This window comes from Sphingomonas fucosidasi (assembly GCF_036663855.1).
Lineage (GTDB): Bacteria > Pseudomonadota > Alphaproteobacteria > Sphingomonadales > Sphingomonadaceae > Sphingomonas > Sphingomonas faeni_B.
This window is the reverse complement of the sequence record NZ_JAXOJR010000004.1, coordinates 311,435-336,072: the sequence shown is the minus strand read 5'-3', so window position 1 is coordinate 336,072 and position 24,638 is coordinate 311,435. Positions and strand designations below refer to the sequence as shown.

General features: G+C 59.2%; 24 protein-coding genes and 2 pseudogenes. 11 read left to right on the top strand and 15 right to left on the bottom strand.

The window, feature by feature from the left end; genetic code table 11:
• Window positions 1–21: 21 nt before the first annotated feature.
• Entirely contained in the window at window positions 22–639 is a 618-nt protein-coding gene (locus U1737_RS09675; RefSeq protein ID WP_093401111.1) for a tyrosine-type recombinase/integrase, read from the top strand.
• Between the two features lie 98 nt (window positions 640–737).
• Window positions 738–1,799 (top strand): hypothetical protein, encoded by a 1,062-nt coding sequence (locus U1737_RS09670; protein ID WP_332796624.1) that lies wholly within the window; start codon window positions 738–740, stop codon window positions 1,797–1,799.
• A 1,272-nt stretch (window positions 1,800–3,071) separates the two neighbouring features.
• Here the strand turns inward: U1737_RS09670 and U1737_RS09660 are convergent.
• The 4 genes and pseudogenes from U1737_RS09660 to U1737_RS09650 form a co-directional block, all read right to left on the bottom strand.
• Window positions 3,072–4,493, bottom strand: coding sequence for an OprO/OprP family phosphate-selective porin (locus U1737_RS09660; RefSeq protein ID WP_332796623.1), 1,422 nt, complete (start codon window positions 4,491–4,493; stop codon window positions 3,072–3,074).
• Window positions 4,494–4,730: 237 nt separating this feature from the next.
• A complete protein-coding gene (locus U1737_RS20725; protein ID WP_443027111.1) occupies window positions 4,731–5,036 on the bottom strand; it encodes a hypothetical protein in 306 nt (101 codons plus the stop codon).
• Between the two features lie 244 nt (window positions 5,037–5,280).
• Window positions 5,281–6,642, bottom strand: coding sequence for an alpha/beta hydrolase (locus U1737_RS09655; protein WP_332796622.1), 1,362 nt, complete (start codon window positions 6,640–6,642; stop codon window positions 5,281–5,283).
• Between the two features lie 1,122 nt (window positions 6,643–7,764).
• Window positions 7,765–7,875, bottom strand: a pseudogene (locus U1737_RS09650) (Sir2 family NAD-dependent protein deacetylase); the annotation flags it as partial.
• A 121-nt stretch (window positions 7,876–7,996) separates the two neighbouring features.
• Between U1737_RS09650 and U1737_RS09645 the strand changes: the two are divergent.
• Both U1737_RS09645 and U1737_RS09640 read left to right on the top strand, forming a co-directional pair.
• Window positions 7,997–8,644, top strand: coding sequence for a YoaK family protein (locus U1737_RS09645; protein WP_332796621.1), 648 nt, complete (start codon window positions 7,997–7,999; stop codon window positions 8,642–8,644).
• A gap of 3 nt (window positions 8,645–8,647) precedes the next feature.
• On the top strand, window positions 8,648–9,010 hold the full coding sequence (locus U1737_RS09640; protein ID WP_332796620.1) for a hypothetical protein: 363 nt from the start codon (window positions 8,648–8,650) through the stop codon (window positions 9,008–9,010).
• Window positions 9,011–9,305: 295 nt separating this feature from the next.
• Here U1737_RS09640 and U1737_RS09635 read toward each other — a convergent pair.
• The 6 genes from U1737_RS09635 to U1737_RS09615 form a co-directional block, all read right to left on the bottom strand.
• Window positions 9,306–10,426, bottom strand: a protein-coding gene (locus tag U1737_RS09635) for an IS3 family transposase (RefSeq protein WP_332796619.1) whose coding sequence is annotated in 2 segments (ribosomal slippage) — window positions 9,306–10,177 and window positions 10,177–10,426 — 1,122 coding nt in all. Because the reading frame shifts where the segments join, the coding sequence is not laid out codon by codon here.
• Window positions 10,427–10,919: 493 nt separating this feature from the next.
• Window positions 10,920–11,732 carry a Crp/Fnr family transcriptional regulator gene (locus U1737_RS09630; protein ID WP_332796618.1) on the bottom strand — a complete coding sequence of 271 codons (813 nt, stop codon included), beginning with the start codon at window positions 11,730–11,732 and terminating at the stop codon, window positions 10,920–10,922.
• 389 nt (window positions 11,733–12,121) lie between these two features.
• A protein-coding gene (locus tag U1737_RS09625) for an IS3 family transposase (RefSeq protein ID WP_443027116.1) occupies window positions 12,122–13,236 on the bottom strand; the annotation gives its coding sequence in 2 pieces (ribosomal slippage) (window positions 12,122–13,029 and window positions 13,029–13,236; 1,116 coding nt in all).
• Window positions 13,137–13,787 (bottom strand): BLUF domain-containing protein, encoded by a 651-nt coding sequence (locus tag U1737_RS20720; RefSeq protein WP_443027110.1) that lies wholly within the window; start codon window positions 13,785–13,787, stop codon window positions 13,137–13,139. Before U1737_RS20720 ends, U1737_RS09625 begins: the two co-directional genes overlap by 100 nt.
• A 272-nt stretch (window positions 13,788–14,059) precedes the next feature.
• Window positions 14,060–14,782 (bottom strand): IS6 family transposase, encoded by a 723-nt coding sequence (locus U1737_RS09620; RefSeq protein ID WP_332796616.1) that lies wholly within the window; start codon window positions 14,780–14,782, stop codon window positions 14,060–14,062.
• A 183-nt stretch (window positions 14,783–14,965) separates the two neighbouring features.
• Complete coding sequence (locus U1737_RS09615; protein ID WP_332796615.1) at window positions 14,966–15,301, bottom strand: hypothetical protein; 336 nt, start codon at window positions 15,299–15,301, stop codon at window positions 14,966–14,968.
• A gap of 143 nt (window positions 15,302–15,444) precedes the next feature.
• Between U1737_RS09615 and U1737_RS09610 the strand changes: the two genes are divergently transcribed.
• Window positions 15,445–15,873: a GNAT family N-acetyltransferase gene (locus tag U1737_RS09610; protein WP_332796614.1), complete on the top strand. Its 429-nt coding sequence runs from the start codon at window positions 15,445–15,447 to the stop codon at window positions 15,871–15,873.
• A 1,216-nt stretch (window positions 15,874–17,089) separates the two neighbouring features.
• Here U1737_RS09610 and U1737_RS20715 read toward each other — a convergent pair.
• Window positions 17,090–17,425, bottom strand: coding sequence for a PilZ domain-containing protein (locus tag U1737_RS20715; protein ID WP_443027109.1), 336 nt, complete (start codon window positions 17,423–17,425; stop codon window positions 17,090–17,092).
• A gap of 264 nt (window positions 17,426–17,689) precedes the next feature.
• Between U1737_RS20715 and U1737_RS09605 the strand changes: the two genes are divergently transcribed.
• The 5 genes and pseudogenes from U1737_RS09605 to U1737_RS09590 all read left to right on the top strand — a co-directional run bounded on the left by U1737_RS09605 (window position 17,690) and on the right by U1737_RS09590 (window position 21,924).
• Window positions 17,690–17,986: a hypothetical protein gene (locus U1737_RS09605; RefSeq protein ID WP_332796613.1), complete on the top strand. Its 297-nt coding sequence runs from the start codon at window positions 17,690–17,692 to the stop codon at window positions 17,984–17,986.
• 649 nt (window positions 17,987–18,635) lie between these two features.
• Window positions 18,636–18,782, top strand: coding sequence for a hypothetical protein (locus U1737_RS09600; RefSeq protein ID WP_332796612.1), 147 nt, complete (start codon window positions 18,636–18,638; stop codon window positions 18,780–18,782).
• A complete protein-coding gene (locus U1737_RS09595; RefSeq protein ID WP_332796611.1) occupies window positions 18,779–18,910 on the top strand; it encodes a hypothetical protein in 132 nt (43 codons plus the stop codon). The genes U1737_RS09600 and U1737_RS09595 overlap by 4 nt, the downstream gene beginning before the upstream one ends.
• A gap of 199 nt (window positions 18,911–19,109) precedes the next feature.
• A pseudogene (locus tag U1737_RS20710) lies at window positions 19,110–19,334 on the top strand (transposase); the annotation flags it as partial.
• Between the two features lie 301 nt (window positions 19,335–19,635).
• A complete protein-coding gene (locus U1737_RS09590) occupies window positions 19,636–21,924 on the top strand; it encodes a beta strand repeat-containing protein (protein WP_332796610.1) in 2,289 nt (762 codons plus the stop codon).
• Between the two features lie 302 nt (window positions 21,925–22,226).
• Here U1737_RS09590 and U1737_RS09585 read toward each other — a convergent pair whose 3' ends face one another.
• Both U1737_RS09585 and U1737_RS09580 read right to left on the bottom strand, forming a co-directional pair.
• The gene (locus U1737_RS09585) at window positions 22,227–22,496 is read right to left on the bottom strand and encodes a DUF1488 family protein (RefSeq protein WP_332796609.1); all 270 of its coding nucleotides are present in this window, start codon (window positions 22,494–22,496) and stop codon (window positions 22,227–22,229) included.
• 59 nt (window positions 22,497–22,555) lie between these two features.
• Window positions 22,556–22,777: a hypothetical protein gene (locus U1737_RS09580; RefSeq protein WP_332796608.1), complete on the bottom strand. Its 222-nt coding sequence runs from the start codon at window positions 22,775–22,777 to the stop codon at window positions 22,556–22,558.
• Between the two features lie 203 nt (window positions 22,778–22,980).
• Between U1737_RS09580 and rpsU the strand changes: the two genes are divergently transcribed.
• Complete coding sequence (gene rpsU / locus U1737_RS09575; RefSeq protein ID WP_332796607.1) at window positions 22,981–23,181, top strand: 30S ribosomal protein S21; 201 nt, start codon at window positions 22,981–22,983, stop codon at window positions 23,179–23,181.
• 21 nt (window positions 23,182–23,202) lie between these two features.
• Here rpsU and U1737_RS09570 read toward each other — a convergent pair whose 3' ends face one another.
• Together U1737_RS09570 and U1737_RS09565 are read right to left on the bottom strand one after the other, a co-directional pair.
• Window positions 23,203–23,553 (bottom strand): protealysin inhibitor emfourin, encoded by a 351-nt coding sequence (locus U1737_RS09570; protein WP_332796606.1) that lies wholly within the window; start codon window positions 23,551–23,553, stop codon window positions 23,203–23,205.
• Entirely contained in the window at window positions 23,553–24,632 is a 1,080-nt protein-coding gene (locus tag U1737_RS09565; RefSeq protein ID WP_332796605.1) for a M4 family metallopeptidase, read from the bottom strand. Before U1737_RS09565 ends, U1737_RS09570 begins: the two co-directional genes overlap by 1 nt.
• Window positions 24,633–24,638 lie beyond the last annotated feature (6 nt).

Sequence of the window (24,638 nt, the reverse complement as noted above, 5' to 3'; positions counted from 1 at the left end):
TGATCGATGGGTCACTCGTCAATGGACCCCGCCTTTCACGAACTTCGGCCTTGGAACGAAGGCCGGCTGATTGGTGCGAAGCGGGCGCTGAAACAGCAACAGGTCTGGGCCATTCGCTTCTGGCTCGACCAGCAGAGGCGACTTCGCGACCGAGCGCTGTTCGACTTCGCCATCGACAGCAAGCTCCGCGGCTGTGACGTGGTCAGGGTGCGGATCGGCGATGTAGTTTCCGGCGGGCGCGTCCGTGACCGCGCCGTCGTGGTTCAGCAGAAAACCAAACGACCGGTTCAGTTCGAGATAATGGACACGGCGCGAAAGACGATGCGGGCATGGTTGGAGCGACGTGGGGGGACACTGAACGACTTCGTTTTCCCGAGCCGCAACGACTACATGGACCACATGAGCACGCGGCAATATGCCCGCCTTGTGCGCGAGTGGGTGGTCGGCATCGGCCTTCCGGCGCAGGATTATGGGACGCACTCGCTACGGCGCACGAAAGCATCGATCATCTACAAGGCGACTGGCAACCTCCGCGCCGTTCAGATCCTTCTCGGCCATGCCAAGATCGACAGCACGGTGCGCTACTTGGGCGTTGACGTGGAGGACGCTTTAGAATTGGCCGAACGCACCGAGGTCTGAGCGGACCCATAGGCCGTCATCCAGTTAGCTCTTACGGCCCCCCAGCTCCGGACGTTCGTTCAGGTCGGCGGCGCAACAAATGCGTGCCGATTGCCGGTGTGACCGCCGCGGTCCCGCCCATTGCCGACAACCTTGTCGTTTGCGCGGCAGACCTCATCTTTGCTGCCATGAATACGTCACTGGCGAGCCCGCTCATTACTATCGACAGCAACTGCGTGGTTGGCCTGTTCGATCGAACCTCCGCGACCGCGACTTCTGTCGACGAGCTTCGCAACCTCATGCGGTACGCTCTGTCGGGTATGATCCGCATCGCGGTGACGACTAAGGTCGAGGTAGACTTCTCGCGAGACCGAAACGACGAACGGCGGAACGCGATGCTTGAGCAGATGGCCATGCTTCCGGTAATCGCATCGACCTTCCGGCTCGACGAAAGCAGGCTCGATGAGCCTGACGTTCTTTTCGGCTCCCGGGAGCAGGGCCTTTGGGACGAGATCCAACGGATCGTGTTCCCTGGGCTGACGGAGAGCAGCGGCAAGCGGGCAAACAAGATCGCAGACATTGACCACCTCCTCGGTCACAAGCTCGCCGCCCGCGACGTCTTCGTAACCGATGACCGCGACATTCTGCGGCGCTACTCAGAACTGCGGGACGGGCCTGGAATCATCGTCATGAGCCCAGAACAGTGCCTGCGGTACGTCGATGCGCACTTCGCGCGTCAAGAGAAACGGCCGCTCGAGCCGATTGGCGGAGCGGACGCCTATCGCGACACCAGGCTGCGGGGCACCGTCTCCTTCGATTACTCGAACAATGACCAGCGTTTCGTGATTGGCGAGGGCCTGAACCTGTTTGAGACGCAGTGGTCCAAGGCGAGCGACACAAGTATCTATGCGCTGCGGGACGCACCTTCGATTGATGCCATCGCGCTTGCCAAAGGGGCGACGGATATTATAAATGTTCGAACCGCCGCAGCCTACGATTTCTCCTCGCGCCACCGGACTCCAGGGCTTGGGGAGATCATCGTTTGGCGCAATGCGAACGGCGTTTATGCCGCCACGAAGATCGTTGCGATCAAGGATGACACCAGGGGTGCCGACAATGACGAACTCAGCTTCGAGTTCGTTATCCTGCCGGACGGATCGACCGACTTTTCGCGAGCTTGAGGGTGTGAGCGACGGTGCGACCCACATCCGGCCACTGAAGGCTTCTCGTTCATAGCTCCGAAGTGGACGCCTGTTCATGTATACCTATCGCCGGAATGGACTGCGAGGCACTGAGAGACAGGGTAATCTGGCCGGCCCGCTTTGGTCTTCGCTCCGCCTCACGCGATCGGCCCCGCAAGACGATGGCGTCGAACCGTCATCAACGCGCGATGATGCAGCTGCGCGTGTCCCATGCAGGAAAGCGGCCGAGTGGACCATCCACGGCCTCTGGGATGCCGTCGGTCGTATTGTCGACCTCTACTCGCCCCAGGAATGCTCAAACCGTTTCGTAGCCGTCGGTTACGATGCAGCCTGATCAGAAACCGCTCTAGAAGCCAACAATCTTGATCCAGAACGCCGCATGCCAGTTGGCCAGCTGCTCGTTGCGGCCAGTCGCTTCCTAGAGGCATCGTCAAGATGATCGCACTCAGCGGGAGCACTCGCTACCGTGTGCCCCTATCTCCGCTGGCACGTGCACGGGCGGATTCTAGAATATCTGACACTTTAACTCAACGACGGGATTGCCCCAGCCTTTTAGTTCTATACGCCGTTTGAACGCTTGCTGCAAAAGGTCTTCGATCGCTGTATCGTTGAGGTTTTTCGTGTGGTGTCGAAAGGATCGGAGCGCAGCTGCGTTCAACGCCCCACGAATGGGGATCTCTTTCGGCAGAATCACGCCAGGGACCCCGCCCTGTTCGATCGTGAAATCGAATTCGCGTTTGACGTCCAAAACCATTCTCCCCGGCTATGATGGATGTGATGAGTCCGGCTCAGCTACGGATGGATCGTGGGGCTGGATGCACACGGCCTATGGCGATCCGACCGCCGTCCATCAGATGGATAAAGCGCGTTGGTCGAATAGTTCATGTAGGCGGCGGCACGAAATTTTCGTAATACTACCGTAATCGGTCACCGTCACATTAATGGGATCGCGCTGGGCGAACTGTCCTGGCAGCGCAGGGCTCGCAAGACCCACAATCGGACGCTCACGCTCCTTCCCTCGCTTCCCAACTTTGGACGCTGGTTCATGCCCGCGATTAGGCCGATAGAAAGCGCGGCCATCGACTCGCGAATGTCGACAAAAGGCCGGCCGTTCGCTTTCGAGGGCCGCAACAACGATGTCAGACATGCGACGCTACTGCCCATCCACTTTGGGAAATCCAACCGAAAGGTAGCGAGGGGAACGCCGGTTTTTGTGCGTAGGTTATAACGGCGTTTCATCGACGCTAGCCATCAGAACACGATCTCCCCCCTGATCACGGCGCTGACGCCGCGATCATGTCCGGGGAAGTCGCCGATCGGATTGAGGATATTGTACCGCACAAGATTGAGTTTAAATCCGGCCCAGTTGTTGAGATACCAGTTTGCCCCAAGCGTCGCAAAACTTCCGCGCCCGCCGAACGGTGCGTCGGCTTGGTCCTCCCGATCGTAGCGTAGGAGCAATTCGAAAGCGCCCAAGCCTCCATCGGTCACCGACGAGCGGACCTCGGGCCGGTGCCATACGCCTTCGCTGCTGGATAGAGGGGGCGCCTCGCCGGTCAGGAACAGACCACCACTCAGCGACCAGGCATCCTGTTTGAAACGGCCGGTCGACGCCGTGCGAATGTGCCGCTCGCCATATTCCCCGGAGAACCACGCCGAGCCGACCACCCCGGCCGCCTCGACCCCAAAAGCGTCGATCGAGCGCGGATCGCGGATCAGGCCGGGCAGCACGGCGATATTCTGGTTGAAGTTCGAGCCCTCGACGTCTCCTTCGGCAAGCAGACCGACATTGTCGTTGATGCGTTCGTGAAAACCCCAGCCCCCAAGGTGCAGGAAACCAGATTTGCCGTGCAGTGGCACGACATGGCCGCGGCCGATAACGACAAGGCTGTCATTGCGCGTACCGTCGTTGGACCCCTCGCCTTCGCCCTTGACGTTGACGCTGAGGTGGCCCCGCTCACCCTCAAGCGAAGCGAACACGCCAACCCCGTAGCTGCCACCTTGTGGCGCGATGAGATTGGCGACCGTGTTGCGTTCGGCAAACGGGATCGAGGTCAGCGACGTTGCCCCGTCAAGTGACCGGTCATTGAGCTTGTTCCCCGCCAGCAGGCGCAGATCACCCAAGCTGGTATCCTTCTCGTACCCAAACCAGGCGTCGCGGATCGTGACTTCGTCGCCGGCGAAGTCGATCTCCGCACGATAGGCGAAATCGCCGATGCCGCCATCGGCTCCGAGACGGACGAGACGGAGTTCCGTCCCGGAAATGTTGCGATCCGGGAAGCGCGAGCCCGAGCTCGTCGAGGCGTCGGCTAGTACGCGCAAGCGAGGCCGGAAGGTGAACCGTCCATCGGCGCTCTCGATCGACGGCACGCCGTGATCCCAGCTGACCGGCGATACGGAGGTGATCGATGCCGAAGCGGAAGAGGTCGGGGCGGACAACGGTGCTGGCGCCACCGCCGCAACACGCGGCGCCCCGCTCTCGTTACGCGCAATAGTATCATCGCGCACTTCGACCGCATGCAACCGGGTAGATAGGGCCTCGATCTGTCGGGCCTGCTTGTCCACCAGGGCGCGAAGCGCCGCCACTTCGCCATCCTGGGCAAACGCGGGCTCCGCCATCACGATCGTGGCCACCGCGCAGCCAGACATAAGTGCGTGAACGATCCGGCTCATGATATTCCCTGCCCGCCTTTAAAGGCCCGCCGTCCGGACCCCTTCCACATGCGCGTGTCATCCGCACATTGCCACAGCTCGCCTAATGACTAAATGTGCTAGTAGATCAAGTACTTAGTTGACTAAGGCACTTGTTTGCTTGCCATGAATCACGTCGGCGGCCAGCGGCTATGGATCAAAGGACGCTTCGTCAGCATCTGTCATTTGGAACGCGCGTCCTTCGCCTGCATGACAGTTTTAGCAGCAGGGCATCCGCCCCTGCACCACATCCGGACTATGCCATGACAAACCCCGCGACATTGCCGCTACCTCTGCACCGTGCGCCGTCAAAAAGATCGATCGATAGGGTAGGCTTTCGACCGGCCCCTCGCGTTGTAGCCGCTGAACCACCTTTGCCGTGGTCACCCGGCTAACGCCAAGATGCTCAGCGAGATCGGTCAGCCGCACCTCCCCGATCCTGCTGATCAGGTCGCCGATCAGTTCGACGTAATTCTCTGCGTCCTTGCGGTGAACCCTAGCGCAAGGGTCGAGCGTTCGCGCCATTGAACGAGAGGGAAGTCTGTTGATGATTGGAACCCTGAGCCAAGCCGTCCTGGCATCTGCGATACTCTCGGTGGCCTTCACCGCTTGTTTAGCAGTGTGGGTGCGTCGCACCGCAGGCTAGGTCTCGCTCTCGTCGGTTCAGACCCAGTTCCGGACGTTCAGTTGCCCTTCCCCGCTTCCCAACTTCAGCCGTTCGTTCATCGGGCTGGAAGTGACCGACGCTGATCGCTGGCGCCTGGCGATCTCACTGGCTCGGTGCTGCAATGTCTTTGCCTGTGCCGAAGGCGGTCCCCGCCATCTTGGCGATGCAGTCTCCGTTCAGCTGCGCACGGGGGTCACGAAGGAAGGCCATCGTCATCTGCCCACCGCAACGGTTGAACATTGCTCCATGGGACTGCCCAGGAACCTGCACGAACCTTGCGTTGGTCATAGTACGGAGCAGCCGACGGCCCCAGGCCGGTGGTGTGATTGGATCGAACTCACCAGCGAGAATGAGGACCGGCACGTCGCTTGTCACCGGAGCGTTTGCCAGCGCATCGGCGGAAGAGACGCGCCACGCCGCACACATTTCCGGCGTCGCCGTGCGATTGTCGGTTCCGCCCAGACCCAACGTCGGGGATATCTGCGAGGCCATCCGATGGGCGTTCTCGAACGGCATTTCTTCACCGCACCAGATCGACAAGCGCAATCCCCAGTTGAAAGTCGATGCGACCTGTCGGGTCAGCGGCAGCAGTCCGGTCAACCGGCCTCCGGCGGTCTCGCTAATGATGTCAGGCAAGGCCGGAATAACGCCGGCTTGCTGTAGACCGGCGCCTACAGCCTCGACGATATCGCGACCACGCAGCACGCGACCCGGTGCCGGGATACCGTCGCGATCGGCATCGGCGACTAGCGCGGCGAAGCGAGCGCGAAGGTCCGGGTAGCGGACATCGCACACCTGATCGCCGGCGCAAGCGTCCAGCAGGGCGTTAATCGCGCGCCTTAGTGAAGAGGCAGCCGTCTCGTCATAGTTGACGTCGACGGGCAGCACTGAATCGAGAACGACACTACGCACACCCTCCGGATGGCGTTGCAGCACCGTCTGGGCCAGACGCGTGCCGTAGGAGAAGCCGATCAGGTTCCATTGCCGGATACCCAGCGCGCGACGCAAATCGTCAAGGTCATCTGCGGTCTCGGCCGAGGTATATCCATCGAGATCGACGCCCGACGCGCTTAGCTCTGTCCGGCAGCGGGCTGCCGCCGCTGTCTGCACGGTGGGAGTCGCATTCGCGGCACGAAGATCGTTTATCTCAGGGCAGCCAAGCGACGGCCGGGCGAACTTGTTGCCCCGACCTTCCAGAAGGATCTGGTCGCGTTCCGCGAGGAACGGGTTCCCTTTACCCGTCGTGCGTCCGTCGATGCTGCTCAGGCCCGGTCCCCCGGGAAAATAAACGACCGGGTCGGCCGCGGGAGCGGAGGCGGTGCTGCGAAAGATCATTACCGGAAGACTGATCGTGCGGCTTCGAGCCTTTCGCCGGTTCTCCGGCACGAATAGCAGACCGCATTCAATCCTTTCGGTGGGCACGACCTTTACGACGCACTCTGACTTTTCGAAGCGTGGCTTCACTCGCCTGCCATCGGATGCACTCGCTGTCGTCGATGCTATTATCGCAAGGGGTATCAGGGTAAATCTGACGCGGTGAAACTGGATCAAAACGGTCCCCAGGCAAAAGAGCATAGCGGTGTATTGCCGTAATAATACGCCATTGCAACATAGCTCGTTGCCAGCACTCTCGGTTGGAACTCGTAACGGGAAAGGCGCAACTTCCAGTCGGCCAGTTAGAGAGAGAGCTCAGACCCAGAACCGGACGTTTACGCCCCTACCCTCGCCTCCCAACTTCAGACGCTGGTTCATCTTTGCGAATAACCGATTTTCAAGCCCGGCTATCCGCTCGTGAAATCGTGATGGGGAAGGAAAGCGGTCGGGCTGATTCTGGTCACGCAAGCGGCAATAGCCGACATTCAACTGTTGACCGCCGGGCGTTGGACGTCAGACGATCTAGTGTCCGAACCATGTAGATAGCAAATCACCATGGTCTTTCACTTTGTCCTACATCACCAACGCCTTCCAAAAAGCCATATCAAAGCTTTATATACCTGTCATTTGATTTCAAAATAAGCGCTCCCGTCTCCATCATCGCTAAAAACAGATGCGCTGTATATTCCGGTTCTCGCAATATCAACATTCTTGCTCACTACAAAGCCAGGTGACACCCTCGGATATCGAATGCTGTCCACACAAACCTTTGATCCGCGATCTAGGCCGGCGACCCAGACTGTTTTCCTGTCTCTTTGTACAATTACAGAACTGATACATACGCCTTTTCGCCAGAATTTATCGTGGGCCGATATGATGAAACTTCTACCATCAATATCGCGAACAGCTACCTCTATTACTTTTGCGCAGGAGGTAAGGTATAATAGACAAGTGACAAGCGATATTAGGTAAGACTTTCCTGAATACATGGTTCTCGCCTTCCGAATCCGAGTTTTTGCACATGTAGCAGTAGAGAGGATGTCTGCAATTGGCGTTAGCGGAATGGTAGGTATGAAGGCGAAAGAGGACCGGCTGCTTGACGCTTCCGGCATTAAGGAACGGCAGCTTGGTGGCACCGCCCGTCCCGACCTTTTACGTCCGAGTTTGGGCGTTTACAGCCATTCGATCCGACTTCTGGGACTACCACTTTTTCTCGACCCGGTGCCCTTCCCAAAGCCCACCCGGCCCCCGAAACGTCGCGATCCCGCTCTCCGCCGAAATCCCGGCCCCGGTAAGAACGACGATGTTTCTGATGTCCTGCATCGCCACAGGATAAACCGCGTTCTTGCCGTCCGAAAGGGCGCGCAATGCAGTTGGAACCCGTCGCCGAACACACCGACGCGGCGCCACCTCCCATTTCAGCCCGCTGAGCCTATGATGGGCCATGCGCCGTTATGAAAAACGCCAGCGGCTGCTGGCAATCGGGCTCGCCGCACTGGCGGGATTCGTCGATGCGCTGGGGTTTCTGAAGCTCGGCGGCCTGTTCGTCTCGTTCATGAGCGGTAACTCGACGCGCTTTGCGGCGGGTATCACCGGCGTCGTGCCGGGCAGTCTGTTCGCGGGTGCGCTGATCGCTGCGTTCGTCGGCGGGGTCATGGCCGGCGAAACCGTCGGGCGGCTGGCGGGACGACGGCGGAAGCAGGCGGCACTGGCGTTCGTGCTGGTCGCGCTGGCGATCGCCTCTGGGGCGGCAACGCGCGGTGGTGATCTCGTCTTGGCGCCGCTGCTGATGGCGGTGGCGATGGGGTCGGCGAACGCGGTGTTCCAGCGGAACGGCGAGGTCAGCGTCGGCGTCACCTACATGACCGGCACGCTCGTCAAGATTGGCCAGCACCTCACGACCGCGTTCGCCGGCGGCCCCCGCTTTGCTTGGGTGCCCTATCTTCTCCTGTGGCTGGGGTTGATCGGGGGAGCGACCGCGGGCGCCGCAGTGTTCCCCATCCTGGATCTGAAAGCGCTGTGGATCGCGGTCGCGCTGGCCGCACTGCTACTCGTGGGTGCCGCCACGCTGGGAACTTCGCACGAGGAATAAGCGGTGAGCGGAATGACCGGGTTGGATAGGAAAACGGACTGGCCGCTATTGGAAAGACAGATGGCGTTAGTGGAAGCTGCCGGACGCTGCGGCCTCCTCAAAAGGTTCGAATATCGGGAACTGCCGGATCTGGAGAAAACCGCGGCGTTCATCCGGCTACGAGTGCATTCTAGCCATCAAGTACATCAGCAACAGCAAGACGGCGATCGTGATGACGATGAGCATCGCGATTGGGAAGAGCAACCCGGCGCTGTTGTCGTGCCGCCAAGCCAGCATGAGAAACGTTGCTATCACGCCTATCGTAAGCCCACGCGGACCGAAGGCAACGCTTCCTGCACCGACAATCAGGACAGCCAAGCCAACTGAAACCCCAACGCGCGAAGCTGTTTTTGAGGGTTCCATCGGTCTGACGATGTCACCGACGAGCGTGAGGCGCAACATAAGCATGCCTGCCGATGCCGATCCCCTGGAGTTTAGACGGCGGTAACAATCCCGCGAGGAGTAGAATTTCGGGAATGTTGGGGTTGGGAAGGTTAGCGGACGTCCCGATGCCGCTTCATCGCGGCAACATAAACCATCGGCACGTAGACGCAGCTACCCAAAATCGTGATGCCAACTGCCGGGAGGGAAACCCACAAGCTCGATGACCTGCTCCCCGTTTTCAGGCCGCTGATAACTTAGCTTCGGTTTCCATATGCCCCTGGCGGGGGCGGTTCGTAAACTCGGCGGGAGCCATCCCGCCAAGACTGCTGTGCGGACGCACGGTGTTGTAGTCCGTCCGCCATGCCTCGATGATCCGTCTCGCCGCAGCCAGCGAGGGGAACAGGTGTTCGTTCAGACACTCGTCGCGCAAGCGACCATTGAACGATTCTACAAAGCCATTCTGCTGCGGCTTCCCCGGGGCAATGTAGTGCCACTCGACGCCGGTGTCCTGACACCAGGCGAGGACGGCGTGACTGGTCAGCTCGGTGCCGTTGTCGCTGACCACCATGCACGGCAGCCCGCGACGCTCGGCGATGGCGCTCAGCTCGCGAACGACCCGCCGACCCGACAGCGAGGTATCGACGACGCATCCCAGGCATTCCCGGCTGTAGTCGTCGATGACGTTGAGCATGCGGAACCCCCGGCCGCAGGCCAACGAGTCCGATACGAAGTCGAGCGACCAGCGCTGGTTGGGTTCTTGCGGGATCGCCATCGGCGCCCGCGTCCCCAGCGCGCGCTTGCGACCGCCACGCTTGCGCACCGTCAGTCGCTCCTCGCGATACAGCCGATACACCTTCTTCAGGTTCATGCCCTTGCCCTCCCGCTTGAGCAGGATCGCCAGCCGTCGATAGCCGAAGCGACGACGTTCGTTCGCGATCTCGCGCATCCGCTCGCGGACAGCATCGTCCTTCCCGCGAAGCGGCTCATATTGCCACGCCGACCGGTTGACCCCGATCAGCCTGCAGGCGCGACGCTCGGAGAAGCTGTGGTCGGCCATCAGCTTCTCCACCGCAGCGTAGCGATCTCCAGACCGGGTCAGTTTTTTCCCAGCAGATCCTTCAGCGCCGACACGTCGAGCATCGACTCCGCCAGCAGCTTCTTCAGCCGGCGGTTCTCGTCCTCGAGCGCCCGCAACCGCGCCGCCTCTGACACGGTCATCCCGCCGTACTTGGCCTTCCAGTTGTAGAACGTCGCGTCACTGATTCCATGCTTCCGGCACAGCTCGGCGGTCTTCACGCCGGCCTCATGCTCGCGCAGCACGCCAATGATCTGATCCTCGGTAAATCGGCCTCGCCGCATCACTCGTCTCCATCTGACGAGCTAACTTACCAATGGCATGAATTCTGGGGAGCAGGTCATCGACGGCCCGTGAAGACCGAAGATCGCGCAAATCAGCACTGCTACGATGGCAGGTATCGTCCAGATGGCTGCATCACGCCAAATGCCCCCAAGGAGGAAGCCAACAGCGTCACGCCGAGAGGCCGCGTCCGCCCGCATTGCAAGTCGATCGTGATATCCTTGGATCATAACCCATATGTCTCACGGACACTCAATGTCGGCAATTGGGCGAAGGCACCCTGCCTTCCGGCTTCCGGCCAGACCCATGGTCGGCCATTCGCGCGTCCTTTCCCACTGCCCAACTTCAGACACTCATTCATCTCCGCGCTGACCACTTTTGGTGCCTGCTCTTCCTTCATGAACGTCGTGATAGGGAAGGAAAGCAGACCGTCCGCATTCGGGAAGTCGGGCGGAGATAGCTAACATTAGGCACAATCAGACCGACGATCTGCCTTCAATACAGCACAGTGAGGGTTCGCCCGCGATCCGGGTCAACAGGCTCCGTCAATAGATGCCGATAGATAGAGTTAAGCGGGGTTTCGCCTAACAACATGAATGTAGTGTCAAAGTCGCCTACTGAAACGAGTTTTTTCCAATCGTGGATTGTGACGATACCGGCACGAAGTTCGACAATTCCTCCGATTCGCAGTTCCTTAAGGGTTCTATTCACATGAACACCTGTCAGGCCGGTCGCGTCGCCGAGATCCGATTGGGTGATAGGCAATGGAAACGATGTCCGGTCGCCATGACCGGCCTCCTCGCTGCGGATCGCCATCTCGCAAAAAACGTGAGCCAATCGCGATAAAGCGTTGCGTCTACCGACGTTCACGACCCATTCGGAGAATATCGAGCCGTCTGCCACACAATCTCGCCAGAAGGCCTCGGCTACACCTGGGTGTTTGGCGGCGAGCCTCCGCAGGTCAGTGTGGGGGATTTGGAGAATGGTTGTGTCCGCTAAAGCACCGAGCGCCCAACCTGATGTTGGACTAACAACGGAGGGTAGGTCCGCCATGTCTCCGGGAATATAGAGGCAGGTGATTTGTCGGATGCCATCGCGGGTCTGTCCAAAACGGCCAACAAGTCCTTCGACTACCAGGCAGGCGTGACTAACCTGCTGACCAAGCCGAACAAAGTCGACATGGGCAGCGACCTGTTTGCAGCTTCCGGTCAGGCCCAGAAGTGCTTCGCGTTCCACATTTGTTAGAGTGGAACGCGATCTGAGACGGTTCAAGAATAATTCAAGTCCCGCCTCTTTGGTTCGATGCATAACTAACTCCAGCCCGATAGGCGGGAGCACACGAGGTCTCACAGCCACCGGCGCCAAGAGATAATTGCCCGCGGTTCACCACGCTAGCATGCCTAGTAACGGTCACCTATGAGCCGATTTTTACATTCTACCTTTTGGAGTAATGCGAATTATACACGGAACCAATCATATATCAGTATAGATCGGCATATCAAATGATCTGCCAGCTGCTCGGATTCTAGAATGGAGAGATTGGAGAGGGCGCCTTCGCAGATTGTGGTTTTCCGTTGAAAACTGATAAATGAATCTCTCAACCGATGCTAATATTATACGGCATGATCGAAACTGCCAGCACCGTATTACGATGGCGACTGACTGAGCAGCCCCCACCGGGTGGTCCGGGTAGATAGTTAGTGCATTGTCGCCTCCGCCGCCATTGCCGGGCGTAGGTGGAGCGAAGCGGAACCGGAGGCTGGCAATGGCGGGGTCGCTGCTGCTGGCGCCGGAGGTCGATAGCCCAGACTGCTGTGTGGTCGGACGGTGTTATAGTGACGCCGCCACGCCTCGATCAGCACCCTTGCCTCGGCGAGGCTGTAGAAGATCTCGCCGTTGAGCAGCTCGTCGCGAAGCGAACCGTTGAAGCTCTCGTTATAGCCGTTTTCCCATGGCGAGCCCGGCGCGATGTACAGCGTCTTCACGCCGATCTGGCCGAGCCATTTCTGGACCGCGGTAGCGATGAACTCGCTGCCATTGTCCGACCTGATATGCGCGGGCGGCCCCCGGGCGATGAACAGCTCGGCAAGCGCCGCCAGCACGTCTTCGTGTTTCAACTGACGTGCGACGATCAGCGCCAGGCATTCCCTGCTGGCCTCGTCGATGATCGTGAGGATCCGGAACTTGCGCCCGTCGTGCGTTCGCGCTTCGACAAAGTCGTATGCCCAGACATGCCCCGGATACTCCGGCCGCAGCCGGATGCACGAGCCGTCGTTCAAACACAGCCGGCCACGCTTGGGTTGCTTCTGTGGCACCTTCAGCCCCTCACGCCGCCAGATGCGTTCGACACGCTTATGATTCACCGACCACCCCGCGGCATGCAGCAGTGCGGTCACCCGGCGGTAACCGTAGCGTCCATACTGCCCGGCCAGCGCAACGATATCCTCAGTCAGTGCCTGTTCGTCATCTGCCCCACACGGCACTTTGCGCTGCGTCGACCGATGCTGCCCGAGCACGCGACACACCCGTCGCTCGGATACGTCCAGCACCTCTTTCACTTGGTCAATGCAGCGTCGGCGCCGCGCGGGGCTTAGAAGTTTCCCCGTGCCGCCTCCTGCAGGATCAGCTTGTCCAGTGTCAGGTCGGAGATCGCACGCCGCAGCCGCAGGTTCTCCTTCTCCAAATCCTTCATCCGACGAGCCTGATCCGTCTTCAGGCCACCATATTCCTTGCGCCAGCGGTAATAGGTTTGCTCGCTGACCGCGATCCGCCGACACGCCTCGGCGGTCGTCCCGCCCTGGCCCAGGACGATTTCAACTTCACGCAGCTTCCCGATGATCTCTTCCGGCTTATGCTTTTTCGCAGGCATTCGTCGTCCCTTCCTTGATCCAGACTCTCATAGTCGTTGGACCGCTCAGAAGGGGGCAGCTCATGACAAGGCGATACGGTTTGCATTGGCAGGAGCTGAGTTGGCGTAGCGGCCCCTATCAATCCTACGAAATGAGCGCGAACTCCGTCCGAAGCTTGGTGCAGCAGTCTACGCACCTGCGCGTCGTACAAGGCAGTCTCCTCGTTAGCCCGACGATGAACCATGTTCCATGACCCAAACTCATTGGTCGTTATGCGGCAGTCAGACAACACAGTCAGGTAATAGTGACGAGTATCGCGTTTTATCCTTTCGAAACAAGCTTCAACACTAACGCGAGGCCCCTCGATGGCCTGCAAAAAACTTCTCCCGTCGGACCAAAGCAGGCCGGTGATGCCGTCGATCGCGTTATTGTGGCGAGATTGGTTGAGAATAGCAGAAAGATCAGCACCATCGCCCGGTACGCTGCTTAAGCTCACATATACGATTTGCCGCATCGGATTGCCCCCAACAAGAGAGCACTGTTATCGCGCGAATTACTGGAACGTCTTCGATCTACATCATACCGATTGAATGAGGATTATGCGTTAGACCATACTCCTAGGCTCGGCATTTAGACGCGTTGAAGCCATAACGGCGGACCGCAGGCCTCCACTCGCGATCGGAACTTTTAGCCAGACGGTCGTCCGCCTGATGACCCTGAAGGGGTGCTGTCAGTCTAACGCGAACCGCTCTCCACGCGATGCACGTCGGGCTTGAGCGCAGCGGCCTAGCTCGCGAGGATCTGCCACTCCGCCAGGGCGGCGGAGCGTCGGTCCTTGTAGGTCTGGCGATCGACGAGATGGCGTTCGAGATTGAAGTGGTTTTGGACGTTGGCATGGACCGAGGCGAACTTCTGTAGCGTCTTCATTCGCCTGAAACGCAGCATTGCACGCTCCCTTCGTCGGAACGACAGGTGGCTGTTCTCAACCCGGTTGTTGGCCCAGCGTCCGACCTCCTGCTTATCGATATTGCCCAGTTCCTTCATCGCAGCACCGTACGAGCGCAGCCCGTCAGTCGTGATCGACTCGGGCCTGCCGTGACGCTTCAGCGCCTTCTTCATGAACGTGAGCGCTGCCCCCTTGTCTCTGGTTTTGGTGATGTAGCTCTCCAGGATCTCGCCCTCATGATCGACCGCTCGCCAGAGGTACACCATCTCGCCGTTCAGCTTCACGTACATCTCGTCCAGGTGCCAGCGCCAGTGGCGGAAGCCCCGCATCGCGCTTACCCGCTGCCGGCGGATGTCGCCGGCGAACAGCGGGCCGAACCTGTTCCACCACATGCGCACCGTCTCGTGACAGACGTCGATGCCGCGCTCGAACAGCAGGTCCTCGACATTGCGCAGCGACAGCGGAAATCGGACGTACATCATGACCACGAGCCGGATCACCTCCGGCGACGAGTTGAAACGGCGGAACGGGCTAGGCGGCAGTGCCCTCGATTTTCGGCTCATCCGTGGCCGGTATCATCCACCCGCCCCGCCTGCCACGTTGGTCTGACAAAGCCCGCACCATAGATCTACATCTCCGCGCCGAGATACCGTCGGAAAGGTTTAAGTGGTCGGAACGGCGATCGCATGGGCTGCCTATCCACTGAACCGGTCACCATCATTTTCGGCTGGTATGTATAATACAGTTCAAAATGGATCGTTCTGTTCGATTATGTACTCCAGAACCTTGCCCGGAAGTGGGTGGCTAAAGTCGACCCCGATCGCTTCCGGACTGCTCCAAGCGACCCAACCCTGCACGTCCGTGAAACTTGGTATCGCTATCCGAATGAAAGTACCGACAGCAACGCCCAGGTCCGTTTCGATACGACAGCCGCGGGTGGTACAATCCGTGACCTTCACGGCGCACGAGCCAACTTTCTCAACAGCGACCGATGCTCCCCAATCCACCACGATGCGGACTGAATTTCGCTGGTCTTTTCCAGTCCAGCCTGGAGCCGCAAACTTGAACGATCGGTCTGTCATTACGGGCTTCCTTGCACTGGCCATCCACGCCGCCTTACGAAAGTACGTCTGAAAGTGGCGGAAAACGCTAGTCGAGTCGCCGCCGCCTCGCTTGCAATTTGACCTAGTGCGGTAACACGTCAATCCATTCTAAGAGTGCAGCAATGATTACTACCCGAATTGCCGAACCGTATGATCTGCCGCGAATCATGACCTTCGATTCGTTTCCGGGCGATCGTATCGCTGAGATCGTGGAGCGTCGGATGCTAGTGGCGGAGATGGGCGACGTCGTTGTGGGCTATGTTGCTTGGCAACGCGGGGGCTGCATTGGCAAAGACTATGTGAACAAGCTGGTTGTTGATAACCTATATCGCCGTCGTGGCACTGCTCAGGCTTTAATCCGCGCATTGAACACAATGCTGAGTGGTAAGGTTTTTATTTCGACGGGGGCGGAGAATACAGCCGCGTTATCACTTCTCAAGCTGACAGGCTGGTTGCCGGCGGGCCAAATATTTGGCCTTCTCCCGTTGAATGAGCCGACCATCTTCTTCTACAGAGATATATGGCCCGCAACGTCGCACGTTGAATCGTAAAATCGTCCCTGTCTATTGGCTATAGTCGGAAAGCGGCCGACGTTGTCGCTTGCTCGATGTGCATGAAAAGATCAGCCAGTTAGTCGCACCAGAGGCTCGCAACACGGTCCCGCCCTAGCGTTCAGACTTCGTGGCCGCGTTAACTACCGCTCGTGCCGCCGTGTCTTCGGTTGCTTCGGTCATTGCGTCCCAAGTTTCTACCGATCGCTCGTGCATAAGGCGGCGGTTAGCCAAGCTAGTCGCCTTGGCAGCCTCACGCTGGGCAACCGCGTTCGAGCGGTAGATTTCGGCAGGGGTCATTTCTTCAATCCAAGATTGGCAGAGCATCGGAAATGTTTTCAGAATGCGTGGCCATCCCCTTTGCCGACGGTGCTCCACTCAACAAGTCGTTGACGAGAGCTTCGGTCGCGTACGGATGGCGCTGAGGAGCGATGGTCAGCGCAGCGGGGGGCGTCTCGGGAACGCTGAACTTGCTGCGGTAACCTCAGTCGTGATAGGCGACACAAGAGACGCAAGACCGGTGGATCCCAGGTTGCGGCAATATCGCGACGAACGCGTATGACAAGCACGATTGAGAAGATCGCCGCGACCGACGTCTAGTAGTTCCAATCGTTTAATGGCCCGCGTCCGAAATGCTGTGATCAGATCGACGGGTGCGGACAGGTCTGGCCATTGGGCTGGGCCTTATAACGATTTGAAGGTGCCCGTAACGCCCTAAACTGAGTTATGCAAAAAGCGAATGCTATAACGGCCCGCCCCCCGGGGTCAGGCAAAGGACGGGCCGGCCAGGCGTCGATGGGCGCCCCCGGCACTGCCGCGGATGCTCATGTATGGTGCCGATTGGCAAGGTTAGTGGGACCGTTCAAACGTAACGGATAACCCGTGGCGGACCGGCCGAACGAGCAGCCTCGGTATAAGCGCCCCGCATGTCCGTGTGACTGAACTTTGCGGGGCGCTGGGGTACTCGACACTGGAAGCCAACGCCTCCACTGCCTGATACCGTGTTGCTTTTAATTTTTGGTGAAGCATCCCGCCCGCTCCGTGTGACACCTCAGATGCCGCGGGCGGGATACCGAGCATTCGCTGTTGTGGATTCGCGAAGCTCTAGCGACGGTGTTGCTGATGCCGGTAGAGTACGCAAGGGGAACAGTCCGGACAAATCCCGGAGTGGGACTCTGCGGGCATCGTGATTGCAGTCTAGTGTTGTCGTGCTTCGTCAGATCGCGACGTTTTGCTCGATAATATACTCGAGAACGCGGTTCGGAAGCGGATGGGCGAAGTCGACCCCGATCGCTTCCGGACTGCTCCAGGCGACCCAACCGGGTACGTCGGCAAAATTCGGGACGGCGACATGCACGAATGTCCCGACTGTCACTGCCAACCAGGTTTCGATTCGGCACCCTAATCGTGTGCAGTTGGTAATCCGGACAGCCTCTACGCCAAACTTGTCCGCCGCGACTGTCGCAGGCCAGTCCACAGGGATGCGGACGGCTTTGCGTTCGTCTGCCGCTAACCAAGATGGATACTCGGGATTTGAAGATTGGCTCGCCATCGTCCGGCAATAGCCGACCGACCTCAACATTTGATTACGAGCCGCCTACTTACGTTTTGCCCGCCCGACGAGTAACTTTCGAAGGAGGCCATTCGTTAAATGCAGAGGCGGTTATCGTGCGGCGCTTCCGACAGGAACCGACAAGGCTGCCCGTTCAGATCGAAATACTGCCTCTTTGGCATCGACGAGTTGACCGAAGCATGCCCGATGGCGAACGTGTGGGAACAGTTGCCCGAATCGGCTAACCGGGCATAGGCTCGGGCCATGAGCCAGCCCGAAACCGCTTCACCCCTCCTGGCCGAAGTTCGGCGCCTATTGGCCGCACAGGATGCATTGGCACTTATGCCGACCCCAATGCTCGATATGTCGGTTTCAAACCTAGGGGTCGACCCTATGGCGGCATTGGGAACCGTTGAGCTACAGCACGACATTGCCACTGCGATCGCTCGAGCTTCGGACACCGATCTGATCCAAGCATACCAAGAGACTGGGGGAGTCCCTGGTGACTTGGAAGCGGACTCTCTGCTCGCCGAGATCGAGCGGCGCAACCTGAACATCTGATGGCGCGCGCTGGTCCCATGGACGATCGAGAGGTCTGGATACAGGCGGGTGCAATCCTCGCCCAACATGGCGACGGAGCGACCGACTATGTCATTGACCAAATATGCGATGCACTAGGGAATCGGGCGGTGGTCGAAGACTGGCGCCGGGTCGCGAATGCGGTAGACGCGATCACCGGCGCCGCCCCTCAATGAGGAAGCCGATATATAAAACTCAAATCGCCGCCAATACGCTTTCCGATGAAGCGGGAGAGTTTTTACAGAGGGGGCGTTTCGACGGAAGCTGTTGGGTTATTTATGATCTGACAGCCCAAGCAGCCAGCGAGTTGCTCACTGCGAAACTGGTTCGTCTGCGCCAGGACGACCACGTCATTACTAATTTCGGAATGAATGTCCGCGCTGTGATCAAACGAGTCAGTTATTATTGATCGTTATTCACGGGAATTGCCGATTCATGTCGCCGCCAATCGACCTCCGCTCGGACTGTGCTAGATTTAATCGCCGGTTCCGGTAAGTGCCGACCAAGCCGCCTATAATCATCTGGGATTTGACAGCGGTTAGGAACGGCGCATGAGCATCAGGCGTGCGTCGTTCCGGTCCGTCGCGCAGATATACTGGCCCGACTCGCTCGTCACGCATAGTCGTGCGCCATGAGTAAGGAGCCCCTGGAGGACGTGATCGAGTTCCTGGACAATCAGAGCTTGCTTGAAGCGTATCAAGAGACGGACAGATCGCCAGAGAGAACCGAGGCCAACGCGCTGCTCGGCGAGATCGCGCGGCGTAACCTCGACATATGACGGTTCGTAAGGTCGTCCACACGATCACCGCGGATCAAACGAAGGACGTTGCCGTGTTCGAGCACGACCTTGGCCCTGACGTGATCGTTCAGGTCCGCAGCAAGCGCGGACGCGTCCTGAAGATGTGAGTCGATGTCCTGCCCGATCGCGTACTTGTGCACTTCAAGGACGGGACCAGCGAGCAACTGGTGGTGGTGATCATTGGCTAGGGTCCGTTCTAAAAATGTCCGCGAGATCGAGCGGGTCGTCGTCGCTGAGCGCAGCAATTGACGCTTTGAATGTCGCTCGTTTTGCGACAGCAGGTATGCGCGGTACGAAGGACAGGGGCGGCCGCTCTGCTTGGTCCGGACACCCGGCAAGGCCCATGACGTGCGAGGTTTCGGGCAGTTGTTTAGGATGTTGGCCGAGTGGGTCAAAGCTCCGCTCGCGGACAGGGGTTATGATGCAGACTCCATCCGCGAGACGCTCGCCAAGGCCGATGTCGAGGCGGTCATCCCTGCCAAGAACAACCGTAGCACGCCCATTCCGCAACACCCGCGGAAGTACCGCTGACGCAATCTCGTCGAGCGCCTGTTCGGCAAGCTCAAGACCTGGCGGCGCGTCGCGACCCTCCATGACAAAACCGCAGAATCCTACCTTGGCTTCGTTACCCTCGCCTCAGTAAAGCTGTTGATACCAACTGTCTACTATGCCGATTTTGTGGCGGGAGGCTCCGTAAAAGCCTTGCGAAATCTGGTTAACTAAATTTTTACTATCCCGCATCCGGTGATCTTGACGACACGTATCTTTTGTTAGCGTGATCAAACCGTGACCCGCACGGGCGGAAGAACGCTGAGGCTCTGGGAGAACCGAGATGGCTACTGTGAACGGTGACGGCGGTGACAATTTCCTGACTGGCACTGAAGACGAGGATGTCATTAACGGATTAGGCGGCAGCGACACTATCGACTCGGTAGATCGCCCGGCAAATATCTTTGGACCTTCGATCAGTCCACAGCGTGACGTCGTCGATGCTGGTGAGGGCAACGACCTCGTCACCGGCGGCAGACTGGATCAGCTCGATGGCGGCGCCGGAACCGATTTCTTGCTCCTCAACTTTAATTTTAATGGTCCGGTTGCAGGTTCGGCTTCCGCGATACAACTCATGCTGAACTCGGCTGGCACCGGCACTGCGTCTGACGGTACTTCCATCACCGGCTTCGAGTCCGTCAACTTCTTCCTGTCCGATAGCTGGGACAACGTCGTGAACACGGGCAATGTTCAAGCGCAGCTGACAGGTGGTACTGGGGCCGATGTTTTGACGACCGGTTCGGCCGATGACGGGGTGTTCGGCGGCAGCGGCGATGACATCATCTCCACCGGCGGCGGAAATGATACGATCGGTGGTGGCGCAGGCAATGATCTCGTTACCGGCGGCGATGGCGACGATACGGTCGGAGTCGATTTGGCGAACGATGGTCGTGACACCGTTGATCTGGGCTTGGGAAACGACACGGTCCGCTTTAACGGCGCGACCGGCAACGTCCGTGTCACCTTCACCTCTTCAGAAGTTGGCAACGGCAATGCGAACGACAGCAACACGATGGCAAACCAAGACGGTGGCTTGGCTGTGCGCATCCAGGCAGAGGATGGTGGCGGCAACCCGACGGGTCCCGTTTCACGGTATGACGACGAGGGAACGACTTTCATCGCTGGAACTCAAGGCATCACCTTCGATGTCCGCGATTTGGTGTCCGGCGTCGCCCGCGGCGATGCGTTCGAAGGCGTTGTGCTCGGCACAAGCGGGGCAGATGCACTCACGTTTTTCCCACCATCTCGTGCGGGTCAGAGCTTCTATTATAATGCGGGCATGGGCGACGATCTCGTCACCGCCGGCCAGGCCAACGACTTCCTCGTTGGGGGCGGTGGAAACGATAGGCTTGAGGGCAATGCTGGCAACGATAGCTTTATCGGTGGCGGCGGAAACGACACTCTGTATGGTGGATCCGGCAACGACATCGCGACCGTCAACGTGGTCACCGATGGCGCCGATAGCGTCGATTTAGGTAGCGACTCGGACGTCGTCAACGTAAACAGCACGACGCCAGGCCAGGTACGACTGAGCTTCACCTCGGCGCAGGCCGGAAACGGCATTGCAAACGACAGCAACACGATGGCCAATCAAGACGGCGGTCTCGCGGTGCGATTGCAGGCGGAAAACGGCAGTGACGTGCTCGTAGGGCCGGTGAGTCGATACGACGACGAGGGCATAACCTTCGTCGGAGGTGCGGGCGTGACCTTCGATGTTCGCGATCTGGTGAGCGGCGTCCAACGTGGCGATCAATTTGAGGTGGCGACGCTTGGTACAGCCGATGCCGACACCTTGACGGCGGTGCAGCAGACTCGCGCCTATTACATCAACGCAGGGATGGGGAACGATACGATAAGCGGTGGCACTGCCGACGATTTCCTGGTCGGTGGCGCAGGTAACGATCGCCTGGAGGGCGGCGCGGGCGACGATCAGTTTATCGGCGGAGCCGGCGTGGATCGCTTCGCGTATGCGCTGGCGGCGAACACAGGAGACGATACGATTTTGGATTTCATGAAGACAGATATCTTCGTGTCAGACGGTCGGTTACGCGACGGCAATGGTGACGGCATTATCCAGTTCGACGGCAACAAACTGCTCGATCTGGGCGTCGGCGATACGGTGGCGTTCACCGGAATCGATCCGATGTCGGGACTGCGCTTCCTAGGGCAACTATCAGACGGCAGCTTTGCCTATGCCGATGCCACGACCAGACCGATGGGTGCCAAAGAAGGAACGCTCGCCAATGACACCCTGAATGGTAGTGGCGGCGCGCAGCAGTTTTTCTTCGACACTGCGCTGGGCTTGGACTTCGGCAATGACCGGATTGCCAACTTCGGAATGGACGACCTGATCATCACGACGAGCGCGATCACCGACGGGAACAGTGATGGAATAATCGCCTTCGGTCGTAATCGCACCGTGGACTTGGCCGACGGTACAAATATCCTGATAAACGATGGAAACGTGCGCTCGCTGGAGTTCGATGGGTCAACCATCCGGAACGGCGTAGAGTATTTCGTCTACAGCTTGGCCGGCTCGAACGGAGCGGGCGTCGCGGCTGCGATAGGGTAAAGATCGCGCCAACCATACTGACGTAGTCAAGTCCCGCCCCGCGGTTCGGCAGAAGCCTACGCGGGGCGGAAAGGATCATGTGCTGGTTCGTTCATCCTCGTGCCTACAACGGCGGCTCCTCGGACGGCTTACGGAAAACTTCAGCTGTTACACCGGCCGCGAGACCCGGGCTTTCTTGCGTGACAGCGGCTTTGACTAAAAAACATGCCGAAGTTGGTATCCTCAATGAGCCTTCAAGATGCCAACCCTGACCTGACTGCTGCCTTAAGCGGCACGCTTCGAAGGGCGCCTCCGAGCTCCCGCTACTCGAGGTCGCTTTCTGTCACTGTTATCAGATTGGCTGTTGGCCGAAGCTCGGCAAGATCGGTGCAGATATCGAGAATTTCGTCGCTGAACCGTTCGAACAGTTCCAGGGCGTCATTGTCTGGTTCGTCGCCGCTCACCTCACGCAAAACGGCGTATTTCACGGCAAAATCGCGGTCGTCGCTATCGATTTCGGCGGTAAACTCGACCTGCTTTTCGCGGTCGTTGTCGACCAGGCTGTCTTGATCAATCGTGAGTCGGTTCGCCATGTATCACTGCTTCCTTTGTTGGCAGGCTCCCCTGCCCGAAGGCTACACAGCACGCAAACTCAGCAAAGGCTGATCCCGCGGTACGTCGCATCATCCACGATGATCTTGGCAGTTCCCGGGCCGACGATCGTGTTCACCTTCCCCAGCGTCGTATCGATCGTGTCCCCTGGAAATACGATCTCGACCACATGGGAATTGGCGACTGGGAGGCCATCAGCGCTGATTACCATCGGCGCCGGTAGCAGTTGAACACGATAGGCAGGTATGTTGGAGTTGGTCATGCGATCTTCTCCAACCTGCTGCAATTGTGTCAATCCCGGCGGACCTCAGCGTAGAAACTGTTCCAGCATGGGGCAGATTTGGTCACGTTCATTTGCCGTGACTGCGCTCAAAGGCTACAATCCGATCACGCACTTGGCACATGCCCGCAGGGCTTATAGGCATGGCCGTCTTATCATCGACGCATTCTCGAAAGTCCGGTTTCATGCAGGTAATCGTCCGCGACAACAACGTAGACCAGGCTCTTCGCGTTCTGAAAAAGAAGCTGCAACGCGAAGGTGTGTACCGCGAGTTGAGGCTGCGCCGTCATTTCGAGAAACCGTCGGAGAAGCGAGCTCGCGAACACGCAGCGGCCGTTAGCCGGGCGCGCAAGGCCGACCGCAAGCGCGCCGAAAAGGATCAGTAAGCGCGGGATTTGACTAGACCGTCAGCGTGCGACTGCGTGCTGGTTGCTCAGGCGGCGAACGACGGAAACGAGCTTCGCCATTGCGGGGTCACGGATCGGCTCCGCGATGCGCACCTCGCGGCTTCGTCCGTCAATCGTCAGGCCAACCGTATACGTGCGCGCGTCCGGCCTCGCGACCTCGGTCGATGGCTCACAACCAAAGAAGTCAGCTTGGTCGGCAAGGCTGGTGAGTTCCTGACGCTCCGGTATGGCAAGGTCGCCGAACGAAATGGTCTGCTCCCTCGCACGACCGGGAAAATGGGCGAGGCCCCCCTCGATCCGAACCCGGGCTTCGCCCGTCACGGTCTCGTCGCAAGCCTTGCCCATCTGCATCAGATCACTCCAACCGCTGTCCATGCCTCGGCGACGGCTGTCGTCTCGGCGCTGTCTGTGCCGTGCAAACGCCCCGCGACGTCGATGGTGACGCGGGCAAAGCCGGCGAAGTCCGTGTTGGCCCGCGTACTAGGGTCCAGCAGCGCACTATACCATATGCGACCGGCGCGGTCCCATGCGTTTCCACCGATCGCCGTTGCGGCCAGATAGAAGGCTCGGTTGGGGATGCCAGAGTTGATGTGAACCCCGCCATTGTCCTGATTGGTGCGGACAAAATCGTCCATGTGGCCGGGCTGCGGATCCTTGCCGAGGACTGGATCGTCATAGGCCGTGCCGGGCTCCTTCATCGACCGCAGCGCGACGCCGTTGACCGCCGAAGTCAGCAGTCCGGCACCAATGAGCCAATCCGCTTGATCAGCCGTCTGGCCCAGCAGCTTCTGCTTCACCAGGCTGCCGAACACGTCGGAGATGCTCTCGTTAAGCGCGCCCGACTGGTTGAAGTAAGTGAGCCCTGCCTCCTTCTCGGTAACGCCGTGGGTGAGCTCGTGACCAATGACATCGAGCGCGATCGTGAAGCGGTTGAACAGCTCGCCATCGCCATCGCCGAACACCATCTGGGTGCCGTCCCAGAAGGCGTTGTCATAGTCCTGGTCGTAATGAACCGTGGCATCGAGCGGCAGCCCGGCATCATCAATCGAGTTGCGCTGATAGGCCTCCCAGAACAGCGCGAACGTTGCACCCAAGCCATCATACGCCTCGTCGACCGCGATATCGCCCGTTGGTCCCTCCCCTTCACGCCGCACGACTACAGAACCAGGCGCTTCAGGTTCGCCCCCGGCGTCTCGGATCGTGCGCAATGGACTGGGCACAATAATGTTGCCCGCAGCCGATCGCCGTCGGGCGAGGTCTCCGGTGACGGGCCCCGCCGTACTGGCCCGCACGATCCGGATGGTCGGGTCGATCATCAGGCTGTGCATCGCGATGGCGCGCAGCGCAGGTGTGCCGTTCTCGGCGATCTTGGAGAGGATGTAGGGTGGCAGGATGCAGTGAAGCGAATGCCGGTGCGTGGACATGCACATGATCGT